Annotated in this window: 13 protein-coding genes; 6 read left to right on the forward strand and 7 right to left on the reverse strand. The window is 59.6% G+C overall.

The window, feature by feature from the left end; all coding sequences use genetic code 11:
- Nucleotides 1–153: 153 nt before the first annotated feature.
- Nucleotides 154–1,227: a hypothetical protein gene (locus tag G5149_RS19540; protein ID WP_337073735.1), complete on the forward strand. Its 1,074-nt coding sequence runs from the start codon at nt 154–156 to the stop codon at nt 1,225–1,227.
- 66 nt (nt 1,228–1,293) lie between these two features.
- Here the strand turns inward: G5149_RS19540 and priA are convergent, their stop codons facing one another.
- A complete protein-coding gene (gene priA / locus G5149_RS19545; protein WP_337073736.1) occupies nt 1,294–3,501 on the reverse strand; it encodes a primosomal protein N' in 2,208 nt (735 codons plus the stop codon).
- 147 nt (nt 3,502–3,648) lie between these two features.
- On the opposite strand from priA, the gene rpmE reads away from it, so the two are divergent.
- Entirely contained in the window at nt 3,649–3,864 is a 216-nt protein-coding gene (gene rpmE / locus G5149_RS19550; protein ID WP_005340673.1) for a 50S ribosomal protein L31, read from the forward strand.
- Nucleotides 3,865–3,964: 100 nt separating this feature from the next.
- Here rpmE and G5149_RS19555 read toward each other — a convergent pair whose 3' ends face one another.
- Complete coding sequence (locus tag G5149_RS19555) at nt 3,965–4,615, reverse strand: chromophore lyase CpcT/CpeT (RefSeq protein ID WP_421213420.1); 651 nt, start codon at nt 4,613–4,615, stop codon at nt 3,965–3,967.
- Nucleotides 4,616–4,737: 122 nt separating this feature from the next.
- A complete protein-coding gene (locus G5149_RS19560) occupies nt 4,738–6,591 on the reverse strand; it encodes a methyl-accepting chemotaxis protein (protein ID WP_421213422.1) in 1,854 nt (617 codons plus the stop codon).
- 146 nt (nt 6,592–6,737) lie between these two features.
- Between G5149_RS19560 and rraA the strand changes: the two genes are divergently transcribed.
- Entirely contained in the window at nt 6,738–7,223 is a 486-nt protein-coding gene (rraA, locus tag G5149_RS19565; RefSeq protein WP_005340678.1) for a ribonuclease E activity regulator RraA, read from the forward strand.
- 270 nt (nt 7,224–7,493) lie between these two features.
- Here the strand turns inward: rraA and G5149_RS19570 are convergent, their stop codons facing one another.
- The 3 genes from G5149_RS19570 to G5149_RS19580 form a co-directional block, all read right to left on the reverse strand.
- Nucleotides 7,494–8,168 carry a 7-cyano-7-deazaguanine/7-aminomethyl-7-deazaguanine transporter gene (locus tag G5149_RS19570; RefSeq protein ID WP_005340680.1) on the reverse strand — a complete coding sequence of 225 codons (675 nt, stop codon included), beginning with the start codon at nt 8,166–8,168 and terminating at the stop codon, nt 7,494–7,496.
- 159 nt (nt 8,169–8,327) lie between these two features.
- Entirely contained in the window at nt 8,328–8,615 is a 288-nt protein-coding gene (locus tag G5149_RS19575; RefSeq protein WP_203119861.1) for a DUF3630 family protein, read from the reverse strand.
- A gap of 10 nt (nt 8,616–8,625) precedes the next feature.
- Nucleotides 8,626–10,053, reverse strand: a complete 1,428-nt coding sequence (locus G5149_RS19580; RefSeq protein ID WP_421213423.1) for a protein adenylyltransferase SelO — start codon at nt 10,051–10,053, stop codon at nt 8,626–8,628.
- Between the two features lie 105 nt (nt 10,054–10,158).
- On the opposite strand from G5149_RS19580, the gene G5149_RS19585 reads away from it, so the two are divergent.
- Nucleotides 10,159–10,461 carry a c-type cytochrome gene (locus G5149_RS19585; protein WP_005340687.1) on the forward strand — a complete coding sequence of 101 codons (303 nt, stop codon included), beginning with the start codon at nt 10,159–10,161 and terminating at the stop codon, nt 10,459–10,461.
- A 67-nt stretch (nt 10,462–10,528) separates the two neighbouring features.
- Here G5149_RS19585 and recQ read toward each other — a convergent pair whose 3' ends face one another.
- Nucleotides 10,529–12,364, reverse strand: a complete 1,836-nt coding sequence (gene recQ, locus G5149_RS19590) for an ATP-dependent DNA helicase RecQ (protein WP_042081697.1) — start codon at nt 12,362–12,364, stop codon at nt 10,529–10,531.
- Between the two features lie 133 nt (nt 12,365–12,497).
- On the opposite strand from recQ, the gene G5149_RS19595 reads away from it, so the two are divergent.
- Both G5149_RS19595 and G5149_RS19600 read left to right on the forward strand, forming a co-directional pair.
- The gene (locus tag G5149_RS19595; RefSeq protein WP_042054246.1) at nt 12,498–12,962 is read left to right on the forward strand and encodes a thioesterase family protein; all 465 of its coding nucleotides are present in this window, start codon (nt 12,498–12,500) and stop codon (nt 12,960–12,962) included.
- Nucleotides 12,963–13,086: 124 nt separating this feature from the next.
- Nucleotides 13,087–13,614 carry a hypothetical protein gene (locus G5149_RS19600; RefSeq protein ID WP_005342628.1) on the forward strand — a complete coding sequence of 176 codons (528 nt, stop codon included), beginning with the start codon at nt 13,087–13,089 and terminating at the stop codon, nt 13,612–13,614.
- The last annotated feature ends 288 nt before the right edge of the window (nt 13,615–13,902 follow it).

Genomic DNA, 13,902 nt, shown 5'->3' on the forward strand with positions numbered 1-13,902 from the left:
GCTGCGCTACCTGAAAATGTTCAGCTACAACGCTACCATCCAGTCTCTTGCCATCCTGCCACGCCACCACCTTGCAACCTAGTACTAACCACCTCCCTGATTAGTCCGATTTGGTGTTAAGCCCTGCTCATTCGCTGGTCGATAACTGACCAGATGTATAGCGCCGAGGGCGAACGTATGCGCATCGATCACTACGACCTCCAGGGGGAGGTGCAATACCGGCAACAACAGGCCCAGAGCCGCAAGGTGCGCAACCTCGGGCCCGTGCCACCCGCCGTCAATTCACCGGAGGGCAACAACACGGCTGCGGCCGGCGAACGCAGCAGCACTCTGACGCTGCAAACCGCAAGGCAATCAGCCGCCAACCAGCAAGCGGCAACAACTCCCGCCCCGCCCGCAGCGGACGTCGGCAAAGAGCAGAATGGCATTCCCGACGATGGACTGGATAACCGCCAGCGGCTGATCAAGCTGATGATTGAAGCGATGCTGGGCCACGAAATCGAGCTGCCCAAGCCGATCAAACCCTCCGAAGAGGGAGGCGATGGAGTGACCCAAGGAGATGCCGCTGCTCAAGCCGCCGAGCCGGATCAACTGGTGGAAGTAACCGACAGCCTGCTGCAACAGGAGCAGCTCAACGTGGTGGCGTCAGCCAGCGTAGCGACTCGGGATGGTCAGACGATTCAGCTCGATCTCGGCTTTGTGCTCGACTGGCGCCAGCTGGAGGTGAGCCAGCGGCGCACCACCCTCAATGCCCTCAAAGATCCGCTGGTACTCAGTCTGGATGGCAAGATTGCCGATCTGACCGAGGCTCGGGTCAACTTCGATATCGATCAGGATGGCAAAGAGGATAGCCTGCCGGGCTTGAGTGAAGGCAGCGGCTTTGTGGCGCTGGATCGCAATGGCAACGGCACCATAGACGATGGGGGCGAGCTGTTTGGTGCTCGCTCCGGCAATGGCTTCGGCGAGTTGGCCACCCTGGATGAGGATGGCAACGGGGTGCTGGATGAGGGGGATAGCCAGTTTTCAGCCCTGCAGTTCTGGCATCCGGAGCACGCACCTATAGCTCTGGTCGAACTGGGGATCGGCGCCATCCTGCTGCGCCCCCTCGACACCCCCTTCAACCATCTGGGGGAGAGCGGCAATCAGGGGGTGCTGCGCCAATCCGGCCTCTATCTCACCGAACAGGGTAAAGGAGGCTGGGTGCAGCAGATCGATCTGCGGGTCTGAGCCTTGAAATGAAATCACCCATCGGTCGCTGACGATAACTGCCAGCGACCGGCGCCGGTGCCACCATCAACTCAGCTCGGTGGGGTCGATATCCAGACTCCAGCGCACCTTTTTGGTCTCGGTCCAGCCTTCCAGCTCCTTAACCGCCCAATCCAGCAGTTGGGCCAGCGGTGCCCGGTTCGGCCCCTGCACCAGCAACTGCATGCGGAACTTGCCCGCCTTGCGCTCCATAAAGCCGCTGATGGGCCCCAGCACCTGAACGTGGGGATAGCGGGCGCTGCGCAGGGTATCGGCGAGGCGGGCGAGGAACAGCTGCACCTCGTCACGGCCATTGGCCTCGGCGCGGAACAGCCCCTGATAGCTGAAGGGTGGCAGCCCCAGCAGGCGGCGCTCTTTCAACGCCGTATCGGCGAAGTGGCCGTAGCCATTCTGGGTCAGATCCTGCAGCAGGGCGTGCTCCGGATGGTGGCTCTGCAGCACTACCAACCCGGGTTTGCTGGCGCGACCGGCGCGGCCCGCCACCTGGGTGTAGAGCTGGGCCAGTTTCTCGGCGGCGCGAAAATCGGCGCTGAACAGGGCGCCATCCACATCCAGCAGCCCCACCAAGGTCACATCCGGGAAGTGGTGGCCCTTGGCCAGCATCTGGGTGCCGATCAGGATCTTGTACTTGCCCGCCTTGATGTCGCCGAGATGGGTCTCCAGCTCCCCCTTGCGGCGGGTGTTGTCCCGATCGATGCGCACTACCGGATATTGCGGGAAAACCGTGGTAAGCAGCTGTTCCAGCTGTTCGGTGCCCACTCCCGATCCGATCAGCTCGTTGCTGCCACACTCGGGGCAGTGGTGGGGCAAGGGGCGCACGCTGTCACAGTGGTGACAGTGCAGCCGTCGTCCGGCCTGATGCCAGGTGTACCAGGCATCGCAACGCTCGCAAGCGGCGCTCCAGCCGCACTGGTGGCAGATCAGAGCTGGGGCATAGCCACGGCGGTTGAGAAACAGCATCACCTGATTGCCCGCCGCCAGATGCTCCGCCATCAGCTGCTCCAGCTGGGGGGAGAGCCCGGCCTGCAGCCGCACGCTCTTGATATCCAGGATCACCTGACGGGCGGTCTGGGCGTTTCCGGCACGGCGAGTCAGGGTGAGATGGTGATACTTACCGGTGCGGGCGTTGTGCAATGTCTCCAGGGACGGGGTAGCAGAGCCAAGCAGGATCGGAATACCGGCACGATGGGCCCGCATCACCGCCAGATCCCGCGCGTGGTAGCGAAAACCGTCCTGCTGCTTGAAGGAGCCGTCGTGCTCCTCGTCGATGATGATGATGCCGAGATTGTGAAACGGGGTGAACACCGCGGAGCGAGTGCCGATCAGGATGGCGGCGGCGCCGTCGCGACAGGCGAGCCAGGCATCGAGCCGCTCCCTGTCGTTCATGGCGGAGTTCATCGCCACCACTGGCACGTTGAAGCGGCGCCGGAATCGATTGATGGTTTGCGGGGTGAGGCCGATCTCCGGCACCATCACCAGCGCCTGCTTGCCCGCCTTGAGCAGGGGCTCGAGGATGCTTAAATACACCTCGGTCTTGCCGGAACCTGTGATGCCATCGAGCAGGAAGGCACCGAACTTGTCGCTCTGGCTGGTAACGGCAGAGACGGCCAGCGCCTGTTCGCCGTTGAGGCGCAGCCCCTCCCCCGGCTCAAAGCGGGCGGCCCAGTCGCCGTCATGGCTCGGCTCCAGCGAGCGTTTCTCCAGTAGCCCCTTCTTCTCCAGCGCGGTGAGTGCGGCGCTCTGGATCTCCTCCTGCTTGAGGGCGGAGGGGGTCTGCGGCCCCTTGCGCAGCAAGGCGAGCGCTTGCTGCTGCTTGGCCGCCCGCTTGAGCTCGTTAAGGTCGATGGCCATGCCAGCCTCGGTAGCAAACCAGAACTCCAGCTCACGATAGGCGGCAGGCTCCCCCTTGCGCACCAACACCGGCAGGGCGTGGGGCAGCACTTCCCCCAGCGGATGCTGGTAGTAGCTGGCGCTCCAGTTCATCAGCGCCAAAATATCCGGCCCCAGCACCGGAGCCGTGTCCAATACCCGTTTGATGGGCTTGAGCTTGTTGCGGGGCACCTGGCTGTCGGCCGGATGCTCCACCACCAGCCCGACCAGGGTCTGGGGACCGAAAGGGATCTCGACCCGGCAACCGGGGGCAGGTAACGGCAGGGGAGAGAGATAGTCGAAGTGACGGCGTAACGGTACCGGGACAGCGACACGAACCAGATCCAGCGTTTGGGAAGAATTCACCAGGGGTTGCCTATTTTTTCTGCGAAGCCACTTGCCTGATCTCAGGCATTTCCTATATTATTCGCAGCCTTTGAAACTGTGTTCAACAATCGTGTGGTGTCCGACAAGAGATCGGATGGCGACACGGCCTATTAATTGAGGTTGTCCATGAAAGCTGGTATCCATCCTGACTACGTAGCCATCACCGCCAAGTGCTCTTGCGGTAACGTCATCAACACTTTCTCTACCATCGGTAAAGATCTGAACCTGGACGTGTGCTCCGAGTGCCACCCGTTCTACACCGGCAAGCAGAAAGAAGTTTCTAGCGGCGGCCGCGTAGACAAGTTCAACAAGCGTTTCGGTGCGATGACCACCAAGAAGTAATTTTACTTCTGAAGAATTCTGAAAAAGGCGCCCAATGGGCGCCTTTTTTACGATCCCTGTTTTTCATCCTTCATGTTCCCGCAGCCAGACGCACTCTCCCCTACTGGCCAAACCCTTTGGAACGACGCAAATAGACATACCCCTCACCAGGGCTGCCCCAGCGCGGGCTCCCTGCGTTGTCATAGGCGCGATCCAGCAATCTGACGCTATCGGGGCCAATCCAGATATGCTGCACCAGCGTCGTGGCACCGCCAAAATCGGTGGAGCAGTGGCCCACCCGGGTGTGACCGGCATATTCGCCGGAGGGGGTACGGGTCAACCAGATCTCGCAACCGTGGCGCAAGGAGAGTTGCTGCGGGGTCAGACTGTCGAGCAGGGCGGGATCATGCCAAGCACCGGCAAAATCGGTGGCTCGGGGCATGGTCAGCTCTGCCATCAGGATCCGCCCGTCAGGGGCGGATGAGAAGCGATAAATACGCTGGCGAAAGGGACGGATGGAGCGCATGCTCAGATACTGCTCGGCATAGACCCAGCGATAGCCCTGATAGCCGGGCCAGATCTCCATCAGGCGCAGCTCGGCACTGGTAAAGCGGCTGTCGTAACTGGCCTGCTCCCGGCTCGTAAAGGCCCCGTTGAACCAGCTGAGTAGCGGCTCCATACCGGGCTTGAGTGGGGTAGCCTGAGGCGCCGAACCTGCCAACACCAGACAGGAACAGAGCAGCCCGAATACGGCCACCAGCAACTTTGCCATCGAATCCTTCCGAATCATAATAGTGGCGGCGATTATATGAGCGAATTACCCCAATAACAGCCATTACGATCAAATCATTGCCACTCTGGTGCAAAAACCTCACAAGGATGCCAGTCCGCTCACTAAACCCGATATTTTGCCACCGCCTTGTTGAGCAGCTGGGCCTGCTCGTTGAGGCCCTCGCTGGATCTAGCATTTTCCTCCGCCATGATGCTCGACTCCTGGGCGATGTCGCGGATGTTGTTGACGTTGCGGTTCACCTCGTTGGCCACCAGACTCTGCTGTTCGATGGCGGCGGCAATCTGGGTGCTCATGTCCATGATGTTGGTAACATCCTGAGTGATCTGCCCCAGCAACTCCCCTGCAGTACTGGCCTGATCCGAGCTGCGGTTGCCCTGCTCGCGGCAGGTTACCATCACCTCGACGATGCTGCCGGTCTGTTTCTGCAGCGAGCTGATGATGCCGGCAATCTCCTGGGTCGATTTCTGGGTACGGATGGCCAGATTGCGCACCTCATCGGCCACCACCGCAAAACCACGCCCCTGATCCCCTGCCCGAGCTGCTTCGATGGCTGCGTTGAGGGCCAGCAGGTTGGTCTGCTCGGCAATGCCGCGGATCACATCGAGCACGGAGCCGATGGTCTCGCTCTCTTTTTGCAGCTGGCTCACCTCGCGGGATGAACTCTCCAGATTGCCCGCCAGCGAGCGGATCTGCTCGACAGTATTCTCGACCGCAGCCCGCCCCTCCATCGCCTTGTTGTTGGTCGCCTGCGCATTGTTGGCCGCCTGCTCGGTGTTGCGGGCGATCTCTTCGATGGTGGAGCCCATCTCGGTGGACGCGGTCGCCACCATGTCGGTCTCCTGCAGCTGGCGCGCCGCCCCTTCACTGGTGCGCTTGACGTTGGCCGAGAGGTGATCCGCCGCTTCGGTAAGGGTGTGCACGCTCTGCTTCACATCGCCAATCAGGTTGCGAAACCCGCCCAGCATCACGTCAAGATTGCCTGCCAGCTGGGCCATTTCATCTGCCCCGCGCAACTCTATCTTCAGACGCAGGTCATTATCCTGACGAATGCGGTTGACGGTGTCATTCACTTGAGTAATGGGACGGTCGATGCTGCGCCCCAGCAACACGCTCATGATGCCAATCAGCACCACAATCACCCCGCCACAGACCAGCATCAGGCTGTTGAGGCGAGCGCTCTGCCGCTCCAGCTCAGCGACAATATGCTGATCGACGGCGGCAAACCCCTGTTCGGTCTGATGCACCAGATCCCGCATCTGGTTACGCAGCCCCTCATCCTCTTTCAGCCCCAGTATCTGCATCCCCTGCACCAGCGCCACAAAGTCCTGCCGGTACTGCTTGCTGGCCTGCTCCAGCTTGCCGCGACCCGCCTCCGGCAAAGTGGCAAGGCTATCCTGAAAACTCTTGTGCAAGGTTTCGAAACGCTCCAGATACTGGATGTCGGAGCGCAGCATGAAGTCTTTCTCCGCCCGCCTCAGTTGCAGCATGGTGATGAGCAGCCCCTGCTGATCCAGCTGCTTGAGCCCATTCTCCACCTCATGCACCGCCGCCCTCAGCTTGCCATAGAGCCCCTCCTCAGGCGCCAGACCAATCTTCTGCTGCTGGGCCACCAGATCGTTGAAGGCTTTGCCATAACCGCTGATCTGCTGATCCAGTCTGGTCAGCTCCCCCTCGACGGCCGCCAGATTGTCATCGGTCAGCAGCTCCCGATTGTGCTGGTGAAAGTCAGACAGCCCCTGATTGAAGCGCTCGACGAAGGTCATATCCTTGCGGATCAGAAAATCCTTCTCGGCCCGCCGCAGGTTGAGCATGGCGATCTCCAGCTGGTCGATATTACGCTGGGCTTCGGTCAGGTGACGGTGCACCTGGCTGGAGTAGATAAACAGGCCGCTCAGTACCAGCATGGCAACGGCAACCAGCACGGTATTCAGGATCAACTTATGACGGATAAGCACGATGGACCTCTCGCAAACAGGCAGTGAACTGCATTGAGCTTATGCAGAAAAGCGGCGACAGGTGATCTGTGCAAGGAATATTCATTGAAATGCCACACCCACTCCTTATACTGGTTGCACCTGTTTCCAGCCGTGGATTTGACACTATGGAATACAATACTTCTGAACTGTGCGACATCTATCAGGACATGGTGGATGTGCTTGAACCCATGCTCTGCTCCTTCGGCGGCCGCGCCTCTTTCGGCGGCGTCATCACCACCGTCAAATGCTTCGAATCGAATGGTCTTATCCGTGAACTCGTCAAAGAGAACGGACTGGGACGCGTCTTGCTGATCGATGGCGGTGGCTCCATGCGCCGCGCTCTGATCGACAGCGACATCGCCACCACGGCGGCCGAGAATGATTGGGAAGGGATTGTCTGCTACGGCTGCGTCCGCGAAGTCGATATTCTGGAAGATCTGGATATCGGCATTCAGGCACTGGCAGCCATTCCGGTAGGTGCCGACAGCAAGGATGTAGGGGAGACCGATCTGCCGGTCAACTTCGGTGGCGTAACCTTCCTGCCTGACGACCACCTCTACGCCGATACCACAGGGGTGATCCTCTCCCCCGAGGCACTCGATATCGAGTAAGCCACAGACTGCGTGACGACGGGAGCCCTGGCTCCCGTTTTTTATGCCTGCAATTTGCTGAAAAATGACAAAAAAAGAGGGCCAGATAAACTGGCCCTTAACTGGAAGCAATGTGAGCAATGTCGTGCCTTCACAAGAAGTCCATCACGTTGGAACGAATGAAGTCTTTCCCGGAAAACAAGTTAACAATAATCATTCTCATTTAACTAGGCAAGCGCTATTTGCAGAAAGTGCAAAAAAATTGACCACCGCGAAGGGTGGTCAATCTGGTCAGGCTTGCCGGGTGGCCGTTTGCAGGCTGGATAATCCGGCCTCGCCCACCAGCTTGCGGCTGAGGTAGCGCAGCAAGACACCGTAGAGCGGCACGAACAAACCAAGGCTTATCAGCAACTTGAATACGTAATCGACGGTTGCGATCTCGACCCAGTGCTCTGCCATGAAAGGATCTGTGGTGCGCCAGAAGGCCACACTGAAGAAAGCGATGGTATCGACCAGATTACCGAACAGGGTGGAGGCCGCAGGTGCAATCCACCACTGCTTGAGCAGACGCAGGCGGTTGAACACCACCACATCCATGAACTGCCCTACCAGATAGGCCATAAAGCTGGCCAGCGCGATACGCGCCACGAACAGGTTGAATTCGGCCAGATGACCAACGCCCTGGAAGCTCCCTTCAAAGAAGAGCACGGAGAGCGCATAGGAGACCGCCAGCGCTGGCAGCATCACGGTCTGGATAATCTTGCGTGCCAGACCAGCACCGAAGATCCGCACCGTCAGGTCGGTCGCCAGGAAGATAAACGGGAAGCTGAACGCACCCCAGGTGGTATGGAAGCCAAACACGGTGATCGGCAGCTGCACCAGATAGTTGCTGCTGGCAATGATCAGAATGTGGAACAACGATAGGCGAACGAGCGCCGTTTGGTACTGCGCGGGGGTCAGATTCATCTTGTGACCTTTTTGGTTAATGGGGTTAGGGAACCCATATCGCCACCATTGGCGATAATCGAGGGGCGAGATTATACGCCCCCAAACCGATAGTTCAATCTTTATGCGATTAGGCTCATCCAAGTTGGCCAGCGGCAGAACAGGCCTTGTGGGCGATAGTCACACCTTGTGCTGTCTGGCGAGCCAGAGCAGCGCCTCCCGATCCGCCGGGCGCACCGCCTCCAGCCAGCAGCCGCTGTAGTGTTCGTACTCCAGCCGAAACTGGCTCCCTTCAAACACCAGCAACCAGCTATGGCGGTCGGCCCCCGCATCCTGCTCGAGCGGCTGCAGCTCCCACTCTCGCAGCAAGGCCTGCGCCAACAGCGGGAACGTGTCCCAGTCGAGTGCCGGACAATCCAGCGTCACCACGCCAGCTTCGCTATCTACCTGTTTGATTTGCCAACTCATTCCCTGTCTCTCAGCTGCTGCAGGAGAGCTCACCACCGCAATACCATGCCGGAGTCGGGGTGGCGAGATCCTCATATTCGGGTTGTTCATCATAGGGGCGCTGCAAGGCGGCGAACAGCCGCTCGAAAGGCCGCATATCCCCTGCGTCGGCGGCGTCTATCACCTGCTGGGCCAGCGCATTACGCAGCACATACTTGGGATTGATGGCATCCATCTGCGCCTTGCGCACGGCATCCTCGCTGCCTTCGCGCATCAGCCGCGCCCGATAGCGTTCCAGCCACGCCTGCCAAACACCAGGTTCAGACAACAGGGCCAGCAGAGACGCAGGCCACGCCCCCTCTTGCGTTACCTCACCGAGACGACGAAGGAACAGGTGGTAATCCACCTTGTGGGCCGCCAGCAACCGGAACAGCTCGCGGAACAGAGCCGGGTCATCCTCCTCCCACACTGCCAGTCCGAGCTTGGCCCGCATCAACTCGGAGTAGTGCAACATCAGCTGCTGCTCGTACTGGGCCAACGCAGCAGCCAGCGCATCACCGTCTACATGGCCAGCCAGCGCCTGCGCCAGTTTTTGCAGATTCCAGTAACCGACCGCAGGCTGCTGATCCAGCGCGTAGCGGCCCGCCGGATCCGAGTGGTTGCAGACAAAGTCCGGCACATAGGCATCGATAAAGCCGTAGGGGCCGTAATCCAGCGTCAGGCCGAGCAGCGACATGTTGTCGGTGTTCATCACCCCGTGACAGAAGCCCGCAGCCTGCCATTTGGCAATCAGCCGTGCGGTACGACGCACTACCTCGGCAAACAGTTCGGCGCCATTCTCCAGCTCGGAGAAGTGGTGGCGCAGCAGATAATCGATAACCAGCGGGATCTTCTCCCCCTGCCCGCTCCAGGCGAAATACTCGATATGACCGAAGCGCAGATGGCTGGGGGCGGTCCGCAGCACGGTCGCCCCCGTCTCCACCTGTTCGCGGTAAACGGGCTCTTGGCTGCCCACCAGCACCAGCGCCCGGGTGGTCGGGATGCCGAGGGCATGGAGCGCCTCGGAGGCCAGATACTCGCGAATGCTGGAGCGCAATACGGCGCGGCCGTCACCAAAGCGGGAGAACGGGGTTTTACCTGCTCCCTTCAGGTGGAGATCCCAACGCTGACCATCCGGCGCCAGTTGCTCACCCAGCAGCAGCGCGCGACCATCTCCAAGCCGCGGGCTATAGCCGCCGAACTGATGGCCGGCATAGACCTGAGCTACCGGCTGCATGCCGGGCAGCTCTTTTCCCTCGCCACAACAGGCAATCCAGTCAGCCTCGCTGACGCCTCCCAATCCCAGCTCATCCAGCAAAGCCCGGTTGAGATGAAGCAACCGGGGCTGCTGCAGCGGCTGGGGGGCCACGGGTTCACAGGCCCAGGGCAACTCGGTCGCAAAAGTGTTGATCAACTTCATGGTTGTGCCATTCGTCCCTGCGTATGCTCGTGTCACTCTTTATACTGCCGTCAGCCATGCTTGTGCTCACTGGCAACCATCATTTTTCAATTCAAGGAGAAGAAGATGCAAAAATGGGTATATGCCCTGCCCTTGCTGGCACTGGCGTGGGGTCATCAGGCCAAGGCTGCCGATATTGAAGCCGGCAAAGCCAAGGCGGCGGTCTGTGCCGCCTGTCACGGCGTGGAAGGCAAGGCGATGATCCCCAACTATCCCCATCTGGCGGGTCAGAATGCCGCCTATCTGGTGAAACAGTTGAAAGCGTTCAAGGATGGCACCCGCAAAGAGCCCTTGATGGACCCCTTCATGGCGCCGCTGACCGATGCGGATATCGACAATCTGGCCGCCTTCTACGCCAGCCTGAAATAACCTCGCGTCTGACCTTGGGTTCTTCCGAGCCGCGCTTACCGTGGTCGATTAGGCTGCCTAATCGACCCTAGCGACGGCAGTAGTCGATGATCAGGTCCATAAAGGCTTCGCCAAAGCGTTCCAGCTTGCGGTGACCGACACCGTTGATAGCCAGCATCTCGTCTTCGGTCATCGGCATCAACTGAGCCATCTCCACCAGGGTCGCATCGTTGAACACCACGTAGGGCGGCACCTCTTCATCCTCGGCAATCTGCTTGCGCAGGCCACGCAGCTCCTTGAACAACCGTTTGTCGTAGTTGGCGTTGTCGAGCAGGCCATTGCGCTTCTCTTTGCGGCTGGAGATGGGCTGCAGGCGGGGCACCGCCAACTCCAGCTTCACCTCGCCACGCAGCACGGGGCGGGCCGCCTCGGTCAACTGCAGCACTAAATTGCGGGTGATGTTCTGGGTCAGCAGTCCCTTGTGGATCAGCTGGCGGATCACGCTCATCCAGTATTCGTGGCTCTGATCCTTGCCGATGCCGTAGGTCGACAGCTTATCGTGGCCATGATCCTTGATGCGCTGGTTCAGCGACCCGCGCAGCACCTCCACCACATAACCCACCCCGAAATTCTGGCCCACCCGCCAGACGCAGGAGAGCGCCTTCTGGGCATCTTCAGTGCCGTCATAGCTCTTGGGCGGATCGAGACAGATATCGCAGTTGCCGCACGGCTTGTCGTTGTACTCGCCGAAGTAGTTGAGCAGCACCTGACGGCGGCAGGTTTGCGCCTCGGCAAACGCCGCCATCACGTTGAGCTTGTACTGCTCCACCTGCAACTGCTGCGGGTTCTCGATGTTGTCGAGCAGGCGGCGCACCCGGCCGATATCGGCGGGATCGTAGAGCAGCAGAGCCTCGGCGGGGGTGCCATCGCGCCCGGCGCGGCCGGTCTCCTGATAGTAGGATTCGATGTTCTTCGGAATGTCGTAGTGCACCACGAAGCGTACGTTGGGCTTGTCGATACCCATACCGAACGCCACCGTCGCCACCACTATTTCGATGTCATCCTTGAGGAAGGCATCCTGGGTCTGCTGGCGCTGCTCGAGCGGCAGCCCCGCATGATAGGGCGCCGCCTTGCAGCCGTGGCGGGATAACCGCTCGGCCACCTCCTCCACCCGGTTGCGGCTGGAGCAGTAGACGATGCCGCAGTTGCCCTTCTGGCTCTGCACGTAACGCAGCAGCTGCTCGGCCGCCTTGAACTTCTCCACCAGGCTGTAACGGATATTGGGGCGATCAAAGCTGGCTGTGTGAATAAAGGGATCGTTGAGTTCCAACCGGTGCAGCATGTCGCTGCGGGTCGCCTCGTCGGCAGTCGCAGTTAGCGCCACCACCGGCACCTGTGGGAACCACTGTTTTAGCCGCCCCAGCGCCGCATACTCAGGCCGGAAATCGTGGCCCCACTGGGAGACGCAGTGCGCCTCGTCGATGGCGAACAGCCCGAGCGGCAGTTCGGCCAGCCGATCCATAAACTCGTGCTGCAGCAAGCGCTCGGGGGAGACATAGACCAACTTGATCTCGCCGCGGCGCATGGCGGCGAAGTTCTGGATCATCTCCTCCCGGCTCAGGGCCGAGTTGATGTAGACCGCCGCTACGCCGTTGGCGCGCAGGCTGTCGACCTGATCCTTCATCAGCGAAATAAGGGGAGAGACCACCACACCGAGCCCGGGCCGCAACAGTGCTGGGATCTGGTAGCAGAGCGACTTGCCGCCGCCAGTGGGCTTGAGCACCAGCGCATCGCGCCCCGCGACGATCTGCTCGATGATCTCGAGCTGACCCGGCCGAAACTGCTGATAGCCGAAGACCGCCTGCAGCAGGGCAAGCGGACTCTCTGGCTGAGGATCTGGCAGGGTTTCGGCAATCGCGGTCATGGGCTCTCCTTTGGGGTCGCCATTCTAAAGCAGCCGCCGCCCACAATAAACCTGCCATTGCGACTGTTAAGAAACTGTTGCAGACTGGCTGGAGTTTTTACTCGGCTTTGATGATAAGGATCGGGATCAGAGAATGAAACAGATGCTCAAGAAGATGGCGCTCAGTGGCATTGCCAACCTGTTTGCCGAGAAGATGCCGTTCAACAAGCTGATCGGCATGCAGGTGACCCACTACGACTTCGACAAGGTGGAACTGCGCATCAAGATGGACGACAAACTGATCGGCAACCCTTTCCACAACATCCTGCACGGCGGCGTCACCGCCACACTGCTGGATGTAGCTGGCGGCATGATCGTCGCCGCCTCCTGCATCGACGAGCTGGAGGAGTTCTCCCCCAGCTATCTCAAGGAGCGCTTCGCCCGCCTCGGCACCATAGATCTGCGGGTGGATTACCTGCGCCCGGGACGTGGCAACGAGTTTATCGCCACCGCCCACATCATTCGGGCTGGCAGCAAGGTGGCCGTCGCCCGGATGGAGCTGCACAACGAAGAGGGCACCCACATTGCCTTCGGTACCGGCACCTATCTGGTGGGTTGAACCAAGTTAGTGCATAAAAACCACGCTGCTAATCCACTTTTAATCATTAGATTCCCTACCCCCTCTGGCCGAACAAGGTCCATACTGAAAGTCGGGATTGTGTGCAGAGGGAGGATTGCAGGCGATGAGTGCGAAACTGGCCATCAAACCATCCAGAGCCTTGTTGACACAGCTCGAGTCCATGCTCGACGAGGTGCAGACACCCGAGTGTCGCCACTGGTTGGAACAGGAGCTTGAGGGGTATTCTCTCTCCTCACCCCTGCCTTGGTATCGCATCGTCCCCTGTCGGCAACGCGGTCACTTTCTGGATCTGAAGACGGGAAAATATTTGACCTGTCATATCAACAGTCAAACGCTATGCCAACGCGATCTGGCCCAAATTCAGTTCATTTATGCCCGTGAACCCGCCGCCCACTATTTGCTGCAACGCAATTCCGGTATTGAACCCTGGCCAGAACAGCTGCTGGAAGATTATCAGGAGCAGTTGATCCCCGGCCATCTCTGCCTGCAAGCCTGGCATGAGCCCGTGATGTCATTACGTGAACAACTGATGGAGGGAATCGAACATTTCATTTGTGAGTACCCCAAGCACGCGGCCTTGCAACCTCAACACAGCTTGAAGGCTTTGCGGCATCAGCACTGGCATATCTGAACAAGCGCCTGGCGCGCAAGGAGGGCACCATAGACAAGACCCATAGCGAGATTGCCACAATCTAGAGTGCCGGAGTCAGGATCAGACTCCACCGATGGGCCACCGAGCGGTGGCCCTTTTAATATCTGTGGTCTTGCTTCGGCCCTGCATACAGCAAGTCAGATCACTTGGCCAAGTGACAGCTCAGCAGCCAAAGGAAATCAGGAAGGATATGTCTAGTCCTGAAATAGGTTTACACATTTTCAACTAGCATTTCTCTACTCAGAACCCCCTATGTACCGCATCGGG

It is taken from the genome of Aeromonas sp. 600479 (genome assembly GCF_049175515.1).
Classification (GTDB): Bacteria; Pseudomonadota; Gammaproteobacteria; order Enterobacterales; family Aeromonadaceae; genus Aeromonas; species Aeromonas veronii_A.